Source organism: Vibrio sp. NH-UV-68, from assembly GCF_042940635.1.
Classification (GTDB): Bacteria; Pseudomonadota; Gammaproteobacteria; order Enterobacterales; family Vibrionaceae; genus Vibrio; species Vibrio pacinii.
On the sequence record NZ_CP134975.1, the window covers coordinates 2,695,616 to 2,709,845 of the forward strand.

The following is a 14,230-nucleotide window of genomic DNA, read 5'->3' on the forward strand; positions in this document are numbered from 1 at the left end:
TGGTTAACGCTACGACTAGTTTTCTCGCAGAAAAGAACGGATAGGAACCAGAATTGACTTTGGATCATCAAATTGGGTAGTTAAGTGGAAATTACTCAGGATCCTCACTGCTTAATGCGTAGTGAATTTGATCAAAGCTGTAACCACGGTATTGCAAAAAGCGCACTTGCTTGGCGTACTCTTTTTGATCGTTGGCTTTATGACCCTTGAACTTTTTCTCTGCCGCACTTTTTGCCCGCTCGAACCAATCTTGTGGCTCTTGTTGCAATGCACAAGCGATCACCGCTTCAGACACACGCTTTTGGCTTAATTCCTGACGAATACGTCGTTCACCGTGGCCTTTGTAGACATGTTGTCTAATCTGACTCTTAGCGTAACGAAGATCATCAAGATAATGATTATCGAGACAATAATTTACCGCCAGATCGATCTCATCCTCTGGATAACCTTTTAAGGCTAACTTCTGATACAGCTCATATTCGCCGTGGTCACGACGACTTAATAGCTGCATTGCCGCTTCTTTACTCGACAGCGTAGTAGGTTTACGTTCAAACATATCTTTGCGACCTAATAAAACAAAGCCCCGCGTTAGCAGGGCTTAGTATTGTTAAGTTAAGTTTATTTTACAACTCTTCTTGCTCTGGCATTTTGCCAAGTTCTGCATCGTCAGACTTAACTTCAACTGGTGCAAGCAACATTTCACGTAACTTGGCATCAATGGCTTGTGCAGCCGCTGGATTTTCACGGAGATACTTGCCAGCGTTAGCTTTACCCTGACCAATTTTGTCACCGTTGTAGCTATACCAAGCACCCGCTTTTTCGACCAGCTTATGCTTCACGCCTAAGTCGATTAGCTCACCTTCACGGTTGAAGCCTTGGCCATAAAGAATTTGTGTCTCTGCCTGTTTAAATGGCGCTGCGATCTTGTTCTTAACCACTTTGATGCGAGTTTCATTGCCCACAACTTCGTCACCATCTTTGATAGAACCAGTACGACGAATATCAAGGCGAACTGAAGCATAAAACTTAAGCGCATTACCACCCGTTGTCGTTTCTGGGTTACCAAACATCACACCAATCTTCATACGAATTTGGTTAATGAAGATACACATACAGTTAGACTGCTTGAGGTTACCCGTTAACTTACGCATTGCTTGAGAAAGCATACGAGCCTGCAACCCCATGTGGCTATCACCCATTTCACCTTCGATTTCGGCTTTCGGGGTCAATGCTGCCACAGAGTCAATGACCATGACATCAATCGCACCTGATCGCGCTAACGCGTCACAGATTTCAAGTGCTTGCTCGCCAGTATCTGGTTGAGATACAAGTAGCGCGTCAATATCAACACCCAGTTTCTTCGCATAAATAGGATCAAGCGCGTGTTCAGCATCAATGAAGGCACAGGTTTTACCGACACGTTGAGCGGCAGCAATCAGTTCTAGCGTTAAGGTTGTTTTACCTGAAGACTCAGGGCCATAAACCTCAACAATACGCCCCATAGGAAGGCCGCCAGCACCCAGTGCAATATCAAGAGAAAGAGAGCCTGTAGAAATAGTCTCTACGTCCATTGTGCGGTTGTCGCCAAGGCGCATAATTGAGCCTTTGCCGAATTGCTTTTCAATCTGACCTAGCGCAGCGGCAAGCGCTTTCTGTTTGTTCTCGTTCATCACTTTCTCCAAATGATTCATCTGATGCTGATGACTATCAATCTAACTCTTCCGTTCAGCGGTATATTGCTAAACAATCAATGCAAGTCATTATACTGTTGATTCATACAGTGTCTATAGCTTGGCTAACATTTTTTGCTTTTTAAACCTATCCAACTGATTTAAATAACTTTAAAATACAAACACTTCAATTATCACTTAAGACGGCTTAGTTGTTCATACAGTACTTTTATGGCTAACTCGACCGCTTGCTGGCGCACCTGCTGACGATCACCATCAAGTTGGTAAGTACGTACCTCTAACCAGCCCTGCTTGTTTGCCCAAGCAAAACAAACACTACCAACGGGCTTTTGCTCTGTTCCTCCACCAGGACCTGCAATCCCACTAATAGAGACCCCAATAGTCGCATTAGATCGCTGCAATGCGCCTAGTACCATCTCTTTGACCGTCTCTTCACTGACCGCGCCATGTTGGGCTAACGTCTCTGCGTGTACACCCAGCATTTCCATTTTCGCTTCATTGCTATACGAAACATACGCTCTATCAAACCACTGCGAACTGCCCGCAATATCGGTAATGGCCGTCGCAACGCCCCCTCCAGTACAGGACTCAGCAGTCACCAGTATTTCTCCGCTCGCCAGTAATCGTTCACCCAAACTCTTTGCACTGTCCATATTCATTTCTCATTATTGCTTGGTCAATCGAGACAAATACTCTATCACCATCACGGTTATTTTATGAAAAACTGTCGTTTGTCATCTAAACTCGAATTTGATATGCAACTAACAACATTCAATCATTTTGTCAGGGATAGGGAATGTATAATCAGTTTCGTCGTTCACAGCGCTCTTACCTTTTTATCGTTTTGATAGCGATTTTTGCTAATTTTCTGCTAGCCACTTACATCTATCACAAAACTCAATCGCTTAAGACACTACGTGACCAAATCAATGACCAATATGTTACTCAAATCACCATCAGCCAAACGATTTCGACCATAGAAAGAGAGCTCGGCTATGGGGGATTTATCCATCACTTTAAAAATTTCGTGATACGACGTGATAGCCAATACTTTGAACGTGCTCGTGATAAGTATCTGCTACTCAAAAGTAATATTTACCTGCTCGAGACGTTAATTAGCGACCCTATATTGCGAGCCAATGTTGATGTGTTGAACGCGACATTAGAGGAGTATTACCAAAAACTACTAATGGCCCAACAAACTGGTCTCGAAAAGCCAGTTGCCGAGCTTGATAATATGGTTTTAGTCAACGACTCTCGAGCTCTTAAAGCATTGACTGACATACAAGAGAGTGTGTTGCCTAAAGTCGACAAAATTCTGACGTCATCCAAAGGTAAACTCGATCAAATCAACGCCTATATGTGGCTATTTAACTTATTACTTTTTCCACTGATTATACTAACCACTTGGTTTATTTTACGTGCAATCAAACACTCAAATTATCTGCTACAAGAGTTGGGGGAAATCTTTGATGTTTCCCCTGACGGCATTCTTTATATCGATGAAGGTGGTCACATTCTTGCCGCCAACAAGATGGCCTGCCAGATATTTGAATACAGTATCGAAGAATTTAAACACCTTCGTGTCGAAGATTTGATTGACCCAAACCTTAAACACAAGCACCTCCAATATCGCCATGATTTTCAAGCGAAGCAACAGTCACGCTTGATGACAGATAAGAGACAAAAAATCTTGGGATTGACTAAAAGCGGTAAGCATGTCGAAGTACAGATCGCCATCTCTTCGACCATTATTGATGATAAACAGCGCACTGTGTGTGTCGTGCGTGACATGAGCGAGAAAAATGCCCTTCAACAAGTGGCTGACGTGGACTACTTAACCCACCTGTTCAATCGACGTAATATCGATCAGTTGTTATTCAAGGAGTTGGCGCGTTCCGAACGCAACCAGACCCCCGTGTCACTGATGCTAATTGACTTAGATAATTTCAAACAAATTAATGATGAGCGGGGCCATGCCCAAGGCGATGAGATTTTGATTCAAGTGGCGAATTTTCTACGCGAAAATACTCGTAGCTACGATTCCATTGGCCGCTGGGGTGGAGACGAATTTGTCTTGATCTCTCCTGAGTTGCATCAGCAAGACGCCTTAAATTATGCCGAGCGATTAATTGAATCCTTTCGCGCCTCGCCAGTTGGACAAGGTGCTCTCAGTCTCAGCATTGGGGTTGCAACCCACACGCCTGATACCCCTTATGACCTCAATACCTTTTTTGAACACGCCGATCAGGCTCTTTATGCCTCGAAAGGGCGAGGGAAAGATTGCGCAACCCATATCAAAGATTTGCAACCAACAAAATAATCTCGTTGGCTGAATAGATTAAGCTTTAAATTGCTCTTACTAGGACTGTTTTGATACCCTGCGAGGTAATTTAAACCGTTCGTAAACGAGTCGTATGAAAGAGCAAAAACACACACCCATGATGCTGCAATATCTCAAGCTTAAAGCTGAGAACCCAGACATTCTGCTGTTCTATCGTATGGGTGATTTTTATGAGCTGTTTTACGATGATGCCAAACGTGCGTCTCAGCTATTAGATATATCCCTGACCAAACGTGGCGCCTCTGCGGGCGAGCCGATTCCGATGGCAGGCGTGCCTTTTCATGCCGTAGAAGGTTATTTAGCTAAATTGGTTCAACTTGGTGAGTCTGTCGCGATTTGTGAACAAATTGGCGACCCTGCCACCAGCAAAGGACCGGTAGAACGTAAAGTGGTACGCATTGTCACGCCTGGTACTGTGACTGACGAAGCGCTGCTTTCTGAGCGACTCGACAACCTTATTGCCGCCATTTACCACCACGATGGTCAATTTGGTTATGCGACGTTAGATATAACCTCTGGCCGTTTTCAACTGATGGAGCCACAAAGTGAAGAGGCGATGGCGGCAGAGCTTCAACGCACTTCACCACGAGAGCTGCTGTTTCCAGAAGACTTTGAACCGGTTGAACTCATGTCGGCGCGCAACGGCAATCGTCGTCGTCCGGTATGGGAATTTGAATTAGACACTGCAAAACAGCAACTCAATCAACAGTTTGGTACTCGTGATTTGGTTGGTTTTGGGGTTGAACAAGCTACTCTCGGCTTGTGCGCTGCGGGCTGTTTGATTCAATACGTTAAAGACACTCAACGTACTGCGTTGCCGCACATCCGTTCATTGACATTTGATCGCCAAGATCACTCCGTCATTCTCGATGCCGCAACACGTCGTAACCTTGAAATTACCCATAATCTTTCAGGTGGGATCGACAATACCTTGTCAGAGGTGCTTGATCATACCGCAACCGCAATGGGCAGCCGCATGCTCAAGCGTTGGTTGCACCAACCAATGCGTGATATCGACACGCTCAATCAACGTTTGGATGCGATTGGCGAGCTAAAGGATCTCACGCTATTTAGTGAGCTTTATCCGGTATTGAAGCAAGTCGGCGATATTGAACGTATTTTAGCACGCCTCGCATTGCGTAGCGCCAGACCGCGCGACATGGCTCGCTTACGTTTTGCTATGCAGCAACTGCCTGAACTGAGTGAGAGCATGAGTTCAGTCAATCATCCTTACTTGAGTAAATTGGCCCAATTTACCGCACCGATGGATGAAGTTTGTCAGTTATTAGAGCGAGCCGTCAAAGAGAATCCTCCGGTTGTGATTCGTGATGGCGGTGTGATTGCATCAGGTTATAACGAAGAGCTCGATGAGTGGCGTAAGCTGGCTGATGGTGCGACGGAATACCTAGATAAAATGGAGCAAGAAGAGCGAGAACGCCATGGTATCGATACGCTCAAGGTCGGTTACAACAACGTTCACGGTTTCTTTATTCAAGTCAGTCGTGGGCAAAGCCATCTCGTTCCGCCTCATTATGTTCGCCGTCAAACGCTAAAAAATGCCGAGCGTTATATCATTCCTGAGCTCAAAGAACATGAAGATAAGGTGCTTAGCTCTAAGTCAAAAGCCCTCGCGCTCGAAAAGCAACTATGGGAGGCGTTATTTGATTTACTGCTTCCACACCTAGAACAAATGCAAAACCTCGCGTCAGCGCTGTCGCAAATCGATGTATTACAAAACCTTGCCGAGCGTGCAGATAGCCTAGATTACTGCCGCCCAACACTGAGCAAAAAAGTCGGTATCCATATTCAAAATGGCCGCCATCCCGTCGTCGAACAAGTGATGGACGAGCCGTTTATCGCCAATCCGATTGAGCTCAACCCGCAACGTAAAATGCTAATTATTACCGGCCCGAACATGGGCGGTAAATCGACCTATATGCGCCAAACCGCTTTGATTGCACTAATGGCACACATTGGCTCTTATGTTCCCGCCGAGTCAGCAACTATCGGTTCAATTGATCGCATTTTTACTCGTATCGGCGCATCGGATGATCTCGCCTCTGGCCGCTCGACGTTCATGGTCGAAATGACAGAGACCGCAAATATCTTGCACAATGCAACCGCAAACAGCTTAGTGCTAATGGATGAGATCGGCCGCGGCACCAGTACTTATGATGGTCTCTCTTTGGCTTGGGCAAGTGCCGAATGGCTGGCAAAGCAAATTGGTTCAATGACACTGTTTGCTACCCACTACTTTGAATTGACGGAATTACCTAACTTATTGCCAGACTTGGCCAACGTCCACCTTGATGCGGTTGAACACGGTGACAGCATCGCCTTCATGCATGCCGTGCAAGAAGGCGCGGCGAGTAAATCTTACGGTTTAGCCGTTGCAAGTTTAGCTGGCGTGCCAAAAAGTGTGATTAAAAATGCCCGCGCCAAGCTGACTCAATTAGAGCAAATTGGTCAAGTGACGGACGGCGCGCCGACAAACAGTAACGTCGATATTGCCAATCAACTTAGTCTGATACCAGAACCAAGCGAAATTGAGCAAGCATTGGCCAATATTGTCCCTGACGATCTGACGCCAAGGCAAGCTCTTGAAGAGCTGTATCGTCTGAAAAAACTCTTATAAGCATACAAAAACGGCAGCCATCAGGCTGCCGTTCTTCTATCAAGTCATGTCCGTTACTAAGTCATGTCCGTCACAATTTACGCCGCAGTAACAATAAGGCGATGGTCAAAAATACCATGCTTGGCATCACAGCCCCGAACACTGGCGGAATGTTATACACCAAGCTTAACGGCCCAAAGAACTCACTAGAAATATAGAAAGTAAAGCCAGCAATAACCCCTGACAGAATACGCGCGCCCATGGTCACGCTGCGCAGCGGCCCAAAGATAAAGGACAACGCCATCAGCATCATCACCCCAATCGAAAACGGCTGAGTCACTTTACGCCAAAATGCCAACTCATAACGCGCCGGATCTTGCTCTGAGGCTTTCAAGTAGGTCACATAGTCATATAATCCAGCCAGTGATAGCTCTTCTGGTTTTACCGTCACCACTGCAAGCTTGTCGGGAGCCAACGATGTAGTCCAACGATACTCAGGCAAGCTCTGCTTAGCGATTTCGATTTCGTCTGCCATCTCGGTGATCTGGACATCTTTCATTATCCACGTGTTGTTCGCGTCGTACTCCACTTCGGCAGCATGAACCACGCTCTTAAGATGTTTATTGTCATCGAAACGCCACATATTCATGACGTAGATTTTGTCATCTTCGACCTTACCAATAAAAATAAAGTCATTCGCATCTCGCGCCCACACGCCAGTACGTACCGATAAAATAGCGCCGTTCGAGGTCGCAAATGCACGTAAATCACGCGCCATTTTCTGCGCTTGTGGCGCGCCCCACTGGCCTAATAAAGTCACTGCAATCATTAACGGCACTGCGGTTTTCAGCACAGACATGCCGATGTTGAGTTTCGAAAAACCAGCCGCTTGCATTACCACCAGCTCTGAACTCGACGCTAGCATGCCCAAACCAATCAGTGCGCCAAGTAGCGCAGCCATTGGAAAAAACATTTCAATATCACGCGGAATACTGAGTAAAACGAACAACAACGCCTGGATGAGGTCATAGGTTCCCTCTCCCACTTTACGCAACTGCTCAACGTATTTAATGATTGCAGACAAGCCCACAAAGGTCGCTAGTACTAATGAAGTGGTCGCAATGATGGTTTTGCCGATATAAAGATCGAGAATTTTAAACACGACTTACGCTGCCTTTTTTCTTTGTCTTAATTTGTCTTTAAAGCGGCGAACAGGAATGCTGTCCATCGAGTTAATCCCAATTGCGGTAAGCAGTAATGCCGCATTAATTGGCCACATCCCTATTACCGCAGGGATAGTTCCATCTTCTAATGCTGACTTTGTCGCACTAATGGAGAGGAAGTAAGCCAGGTAGATCAGAATCGCTGGGCCCATTTTAGCAAAGCGCCCCTGACGTGGATTAACAGCAGACAGAGGTACAACCAACATGGTCAGCAAGGGAATACATACCACCAGCGAGATACGCCACTGCAATTCAGCTTGTGCACGCGGATCATGATTTTTGATTAGCTCCAGAGTCGGAATGGCTTCCCAGTCACGACCTTTGGGCTTAACGTCACGCTGACCTATCAAGCCTTCATATTGATCAAACTCGGTAATCATATAATCAACGCGGGTCGGTACTCCTTCGTAGCGCGTCCCTTGGTACATACGAATCACTTGGCGACCATCACTAAGTTGTTTCACTTCTCCTGATTGAGAAAAAGAAACACTCGGTAAAATAGAGTCTCGCGGGCGCATTTGCGCGACAAACACATGTTTGAGCTGCTTGCCGTCAATATCATCAATAAACACCACAGAAGAGCCATCTGGTGTCCCTTGAAAGTGGCCTTTTTTCAGCAAGTCTACGCTATTTTCTGCTTCGACTTCTTCTTGTAACTGCACTAGCTTGTCTTGACTGTAAGGTGAGAAGACAAACGAGTTAAAGCCGGCGATCACACCAGTAATCACCGCCAAATACAATGCAGCGCGAATCAAGAACTTATTGCCAATACCAGTGGCATTCATCACGGTAATTTCACTTTCTGCGTACAAACGGCCGAAAGTCAGCAAGATCCCTAAAAACAGGCTCAGAGGCAGCATCAATAATCCCATTGATGGCATACTCAAGGCGACGTAATGCATCACCAAACTAGCGGGAATATCACCATCGGATGCATCAGCCAGTACTTTGATCAATTTTTGGCTTAGGAACACGAGAAAAAGGATAAAAAATATCGCTAATTGGCTTTTGAGTGTCTCGCGGATCAAATATCTAACAATAATCACGCTGAAATTACCTATACAAAACTTGTTTTTTTAATTGAATCACTATAATTTCCCGTTAAACCTTTTATTTTATAAATTTTTGGCTAACTGTTAATGCGCTTATTTAAGGATAGTTCCGAGTAAGGAATCAACAAGTAAGATGCATTATCTAACATTTAGTTCTATTTGTCTTCAGGATGTAGGAGTACGCATGGAGTTCAGTGTAAAAAGTGGCAGTCCAGAGAAACAGCGCAGTGCATGTATCGTTGTGGGTGTGTTCGAGCCACGTCGCCTTTCTCCAGTTGCTGAGCAGCTCGATAAAATCAGCGATGGCTATATTAGTTCACTGCTTCGCCGTGGTGATCTGGAAGGAAAACCGGGGCAAATGCTTCTGCTTCATCAAGTACCAGGTGTACTGTCTGAACGCGTTTTATTGGTCGGTTGCGGCAAAGAGCGCGAACTTGGTGAACGTCAATACAAAGAAATCATTCAAAAAACCATTAACACGCTTAATGAAACCGGTTCGATGGAAGCGGTGTGCTTCTTAACAGAACTGCATGTTAAAGGACGCGATACCTATTGGAAAGTGCGTCAAGCCGTTGAAGCAACCAAAGATGGCTTGTACACCTTTGACCAGTTTAAAACGGTTAAGCCTGAAACACGCCGCCCATTGCGTAAGTTGGTCTTTAACGTGCCAACACGTCGTGAGCTCAACCTAGGCGAGAAAGCAATCACACACGGGCTGGCTATCTCTTCTGGTGTTAAAGCCTCGAAAGATCTCGGTAACATGCCACCAAATGTGGCAAATCCTGCTTACCTTGCCTCACAAGCTCGCCGTTTGGCAGACGATTACGAAACCGTCACGACCAAGATCATCGGTGAACAAGAGATGGAAAAACTGGGTATGACGTCATACCTAGCCGTAGGCCGAGGCTCTAAAAACGATTCTATGATGTCAATCATGGAGTACAAAGGCAACCCCGATCCAGATGCCAAGCCTATCGTTCTAGTAGGTAAAGGCCTCACGTTCGATTCAGGCGGTATTTCTCTTAAGCCAGGAGAAGGAATGGATGAGATGAAGTACGACATGTGTGGTGCTGCATCTGTATTCGGAACCATGAAAGCGCTGGCTAAGCTCAACCTGCCTATCAATGTGACGGGGATCCTTGCCGGCTGTGAAAACATGCCTGGTAGTAATGCTTACCGCCCTGGTGACATCCTCACGACTATGTCAGGTCAAACCGTTGAAGTACTCAACACCGATGCAGAAGGCCGCCTGGTTCTTTGTGATGTGTTAACGTACGTTGAGCGCTTTGAACCTGAGTGTGTGGTTGATGTTGCAACGCTGACAGGAGCGTGTGTTATCGCACTCGGTCACCACATCAGCGGCGTTATCTCAAACCATAACCCACTGTCTCATGAACTCGTCAACGCTTCTGAGCAAGCCAGTGATCGTGCTTGGCGTCTACCAATGGCAGACGAATACCATGAACAGCTCAAGAGCCCATTTGCCGATATGGCAAACATTGGTGGTCGCCCAGGTGGTACCATCACAGCAGGTTGTTTCTTGTCTAAGTTCGCCAAGAAATACCACTGGGCTCACCTTGATATCGCGGGTACCGCGTGGAAGTCAGGTGCAGCGAAAGGGTCTACGGGTCGCCCAGTCTCAATGCTTGTCCAATTCTTACTCAACCGAAGTGGCCAAGAGACTGAGGAACAAACCTCAAAATAATCAAAAGGGCCGCAAGGCCCTTTTTTGTAGGCTTAGGAAAAGTCATGGCAAATGCAACGTTTTACATCGTTCCACCTGATTCCGCTCAAGCGAGTCCGGAAGGCTTTGCGCACTATGTCCTGTTTCTCGCGCAGCATTTCGCCAAGCAAGGCGCAAAGGTCTATCTTAATTGCAACGATAAGGTACACGCCGAGCAAATCGCCGAACGATTTTGGCAAGTTGATCCCGCGCAGTTTATTGCGCACAATTTGGTCGGTGAAGGCCCTAAGTATGCAACCAATATCGAAATCGGTTACCAAGCAGTCAAGCCTTCTTGGAACAGGCAATTGGTAATAAATTTGGCCGATAATAAGACAACCTTTGCGAACAAGTTTGCTGAGGTGGTAGACTTCGTGCCTTGCGAAGAAAAAGCCAAGCAACTGGCACGAGAAAGATATAAAATCTATCGCCAAGCTGGCTATCAGCTACAAACGGTCAATATTGACCACAACTAGTGGTCAATCCTTATAGTTAAGCTCTCCATTTAGAGAGTTCACTTATAATGATTGACTAAGATTTACCATCAACCAGAAAAGATTTCCTCCAAATAGTTGGGCGAAGAACAAGGCAACACGTGCGCAAATCCCTATCATCACACGAGTGGGCTTTTGAATGCCGTTAACGCCGCTACCCGTCCAAATACGTCGAGGAAAAAGGCGACTATGGAAAAGACATATAACCCAACTTCAATCGAACAAGCTTTATACCAAGCTTGGGAAGAGAAAGGCTACTTTAAGCCACACGGTGATACTTCAAAGCAAGCTTACAGCATCATGATCCCACCACCGAACGTCACTGGTAGCCTACATATGGGCCATGCGTTCCAAGACACGATCATGGATACTCTGATCCGTGCAGAGCGTATGAAGGGTAAAAATACTCTTTGGCAAGTCGGTACTGACCACGCGGGTATCGCAACTCAAATGGTGGTTGAGCGTAAAATTGCAGCAGAAGAAGGCAAAACAAAACACGACTACGGCCGTGAAGCTTTCATCGACAAAATCTGGGAATGGAAAGCCGAATCAGGTGGCACCATCACGAAACAGCTACGTCGCCTAGGCGCATCGGTAGATTGGGATCGTGAACGATTCACAATGGATGATGGCCTTTCGGCTGCCACTCAAGAAGTGTTTGTCCGTCTTTACGAAGAAGACCTCATCTACCGTGGTAAACGCCTAGTAAACTGGGATCCGAAACTGCACACGGCGATTTCTGATCTTGAGGTAGAAAACAAAGATAAAAAAGGCCACATGTGGCACTTCCGCTACCCATTAGCGAATGGCGTTAAAACCGCAGACGGCAAAGATTACATCGTTGTTGCCACGACACGTCCAGAAACCATGCTTGGTGACACTGGCGTCGCGGTAAACCCAGAAGATCCTCGTTACAAAGATCTGATCGGTAAAGAAATCCTACTTCCTATCGTTAACCGCCTGATCCCTATCGTTGGTGATGAGCACGCCGATATGGAAAAAGGCACTGGTTGTGTGAAGATCACACCAGCGCACGACTTTAACGATTACGAAGTGGGTAAACGTCACAGCCTACCGATGATCAACATCCTAACCTTCAACGCCGACATTCGTGATGCGGCTGAAGTGTTCACTACTAACGGTGAAGAAAGCGATGTTTACTCTAGCGAGCTGCCGGCTAAATACCAAGGTATGGAGCGCTTTGCAGCACGTAAAGCGATCGTAGCTGAGTTTGATGAACTGGGCTTACTCGAAGAAGTGAAAGATCACGACTTAACCGTACCTTACGGCGATCGTGGTGGTGTGGTTATCGAACCAATGCTGACTGACCAATGGTACGTTCGCACCGCTCCATTGGCTGAGCCAGCGGTTAAAGCCGTAGAAGATGGCCAGATCCAGTTTGTTCCTAAGCAGTACGAAAACATGTACTTTGCATGGATGCGTGACGTTCAAGATTGGTGTATCTCTCGTCAACTTTGGTGGGGACACCGCATCCCAGCATGGTACGACAACCACGGCAAAGTTTACGTTGGTCGTAGCGAACAAGAAGTTCGTGAAAAGAACAACCTCGCGCCTGTTGTTGTGCTGAAACAAGACGACGACGTGTTGGATACCTGGTTCTCTTCTGCCCTATGGACATTCGGTACACAAGGCTGGCCTGAAGATACTGAAGCGCTGAAAACCTTCCACCCATCTGATGTGTTGGTTTCAGGTTTCGACATCATCTTCTTCTGGGTTGCTCGTATGATCATGATGACGATGCACTTCTGTAAAGATGAACAAGGCAATGCGCAAGTACCTTTTAAAACCGTTTACATGACTGGCCTTATCCGAGATGAGAACGGTGACAAAATGTCTAAGTCTAAGGGCAACGTCCTTGACCCTATCGACATGATCGACGGTATTGATCTTGAATCTCTGGTTGAAAAGCGTTGTGGCAACATGATGCAGCCGCAACTTGCGAAGAAGATTGAAAAGAACACACGTAAAACCTTTGAAAATGGTATCGAACCCTACGGCACCGATGCCCTGCGTTTCACCCTAGCAGCCATGGCTTCAACCGGCCGTGACATCAACTGGGACATGAAGCGTCTTGAAGGTTACCGTAACTTCTGTAACAAGCTATGGAACGCGAGCCGTTACGTACTAATGAATACAGAAGAACACGACTGTGGTATGTCGCTGTCTGCCAAAGACCGTGCAAACATGGAATTCTCTCTGGCTGATAAGTGGATTGAGTCTCAGTTTGAAGTGGCTGCAAAAGAGTTTAACGCTCACCTAGACAACTACCGTCTAGATATGGCAGCGAACACTTTGTACGAGTTCATTTGGAACCAGTTCTGTGACTGGTATCTAGAGCTAACTAAACCGGTTCTTTGGAAAGGTGATGCAGCCCAACAGCAAGCAACACGCTACACCTTGATTACGGTTCTTGAGAAGACACTGCGTCTTGCTCACCCAGTACTTCCTTACATCACAGAATCAATCTGGCAGAGCGTTAAGCCGCTCATTGATGGTGTGGAAGGCGACACAATCATGCTACAAGCGCTGCCTCAGTACGACGAAGCCAACTTCCACCAAGAAGCACTCGACGACATCGAGTGGGTCAAAGCGTTCATCACTAGTATTCGTAACCTACGTGCCGAGTACGACATTGCACCAGGCAAACCGCTAGACGTGATGCTAAAAGCAAGCGAGCAAGATGCTGCGCGCCTAGAAGCAAACCGCAAAGTACTGATGGCGTTAGCTAAACTTGAGCAAATCACGCTGGTATCTGAAGGTGACACACTACCGGCATGTGCAACGGCACTGGTTGCTAAGTCTGAACTATTGATCCCGATGGCAGGCCTTATCGACAAAGATGCAGAGCTTGCGCGCCTTGATGGCGAAATCAACAAGACTCACGGTGAAATCAAACGCATCGAAGGCAAGCTAGGCAACGAAGGTTTCGTTGCTAAAGCCCCTGAAGCGGTTGTCGCTAAAGAGCGTGAAAAGCTTGAAGGTTACAAAGAGACGCTAGTGAAGCTTGAAGAACAAAAGACCACCATCGCTGCACTATAATTGAGTTGCAACACGATAGTTGATCTGTA

Annotated in this window: 10 protein-coding genes; 5 read left to right on the top strand and 5 right to left on the bottom strand. The window is 46.4% G+C overall.

Annotation, left to right across the window (positions count from 1 at the left end; translation table 11 throughout):
- Nucleotides 1-91: 91 nt before the first annotated feature.
- The 3 genes from recX to ViNHUV68_RS12340 form a co-directional block, all read right to left on the bottom strand.
- The gene (gene recX / locus ViNHUV68_RS12330; RefSeq protein WP_391088356.1) at nucleotides 92-556 is read right to left on the bottom strand and encodes a recombination regulator RecX; all 465 of its coding nucleotides are present in this window, start codon (nucleotides 554-556) and stop codon (nucleotides 92-94) included.
- Between the two features lie 67 nt (nucleotides 557-623).
- Nucleotides 624-1,670, bottom strand: coding sequence for a recombinase RecA (gene recA / locus ViNHUV68_RS12335; protein WP_038175350.1), 1,047 nt, complete (start codon nucleotides 1,668-1,670; stop codon nucleotides 624-626).
- A 194-nt stretch (nucleotides 1,671-1,864) separates the two neighbouring features.
- Nucleotides 1,865-2,344 (bottom strand): nicotinamide-nucleotide amidohydrolase family protein, encoded by a 480-nt coding sequence (locus ViNHUV68_RS12340; RefSeq protein WP_391088358.1) that lies wholly within the window; start codon nucleotides 2,342-2,344, stop codon nucleotides 1,865-1,867.
- 143 nt (nucleotides 2,345-2,487) lie between these two features.
- Between ViNHUV68_RS12340 and ViNHUV68_RS12345 the strand changes: the two genes are divergently transcribed.
- Both ViNHUV68_RS12345 and mutS read left to right on the top strand, forming a co-directional pair.
- Nucleotides 2,488-4,014, top strand: a complete 1,527-nt coding sequence (locus ViNHUV68_RS12345) for a diguanylate cyclase domain-containing protein (RefSeq protein WP_391088360.1) — start codon at nucleotides 2,488-2,490, stop codon at nucleotides 4,012-4,014.
- A gap of 94 nt (nucleotides 4,015-4,108) precedes the next feature.
- Nucleotides 4,109-6,670, top strand: a complete 2,562-nt coding sequence (mutS, locus tag ViNHUV68_RS12350; RefSeq protein ID WP_391088362.1) for a DNA mismatch repair protein MutS — start codon at nucleotides 4,109-4,111, stop codon at nucleotides 6,668-6,670.
- A 70-nt stretch (nucleotides 6,671-6,740) separates the two neighbouring features.
- Here mutS and lptG read toward each other — a convergent pair whose 3' ends face one another.
- The gene (gene lptG / locus ViNHUV68_RS12355) at nucleotides 6,741-7,811 is read right to left on the bottom strand and encodes an LPS export ABC transporter permease LptG (protein ID WP_038175345.1); all 1,071 of its coding nucleotides are present in this window, start codon (nucleotides 7,809-7,811) and stop codon (nucleotides 6,741-6,743) included.
- A 3-nt stretch (nucleotides 7,812-7,814) separates the two neighbouring features.
- Nucleotides 7,815-8,918, bottom strand: coding sequence for an LPS export ABC transporter permease LptF (gene lptF, locus ViNHUV68_RS12360; RefSeq protein ID WP_038175344.1), 1,104 nt, complete (start codon nucleotides 8,916-8,918; stop codon nucleotides 7,815-7,817).
- Nucleotides 8,919-9,108: 190 nt separating this feature from the next.
- Here lptF and pepA point away from each other — a divergent pair, with 190 nt between their 5' ends.
- From pepA to ViNHUV68_RS12375, 3 genes are all read left to right on the top strand, one after another.
- Nucleotides 9,109-10,629, top strand: a complete 1,521-nt coding sequence (gene pepA, locus ViNHUV68_RS12365) for a leucyl aminopeptidase (protein WP_038175343.1) — start codon at nucleotides 9,109-9,111, stop codon at nucleotides 10,627-10,629.
- Nucleotides 10,630-10,673: 44 nt separating this feature from the next.
- Entirely contained in the window at nucleotides 10,674-11,123 is a 450-nt protein-coding gene (locus ViNHUV68_RS12370; protein WP_038175341.1) for a DNA polymerase III subunit chi, read from the top strand.
- 207 nt (nucleotides 11,124-11,330) lie between these two features.
- Entirely contained in the window at nucleotides 11,331-14,201 is a 2,871-nt protein-coding gene (locus ViNHUV68_RS12375) for a valine--tRNA ligase (RefSeq protein ID WP_038175340.1), read from the top strand.
- Nucleotides 14,202-14,230 lie beyond the last annotated feature (29 nt).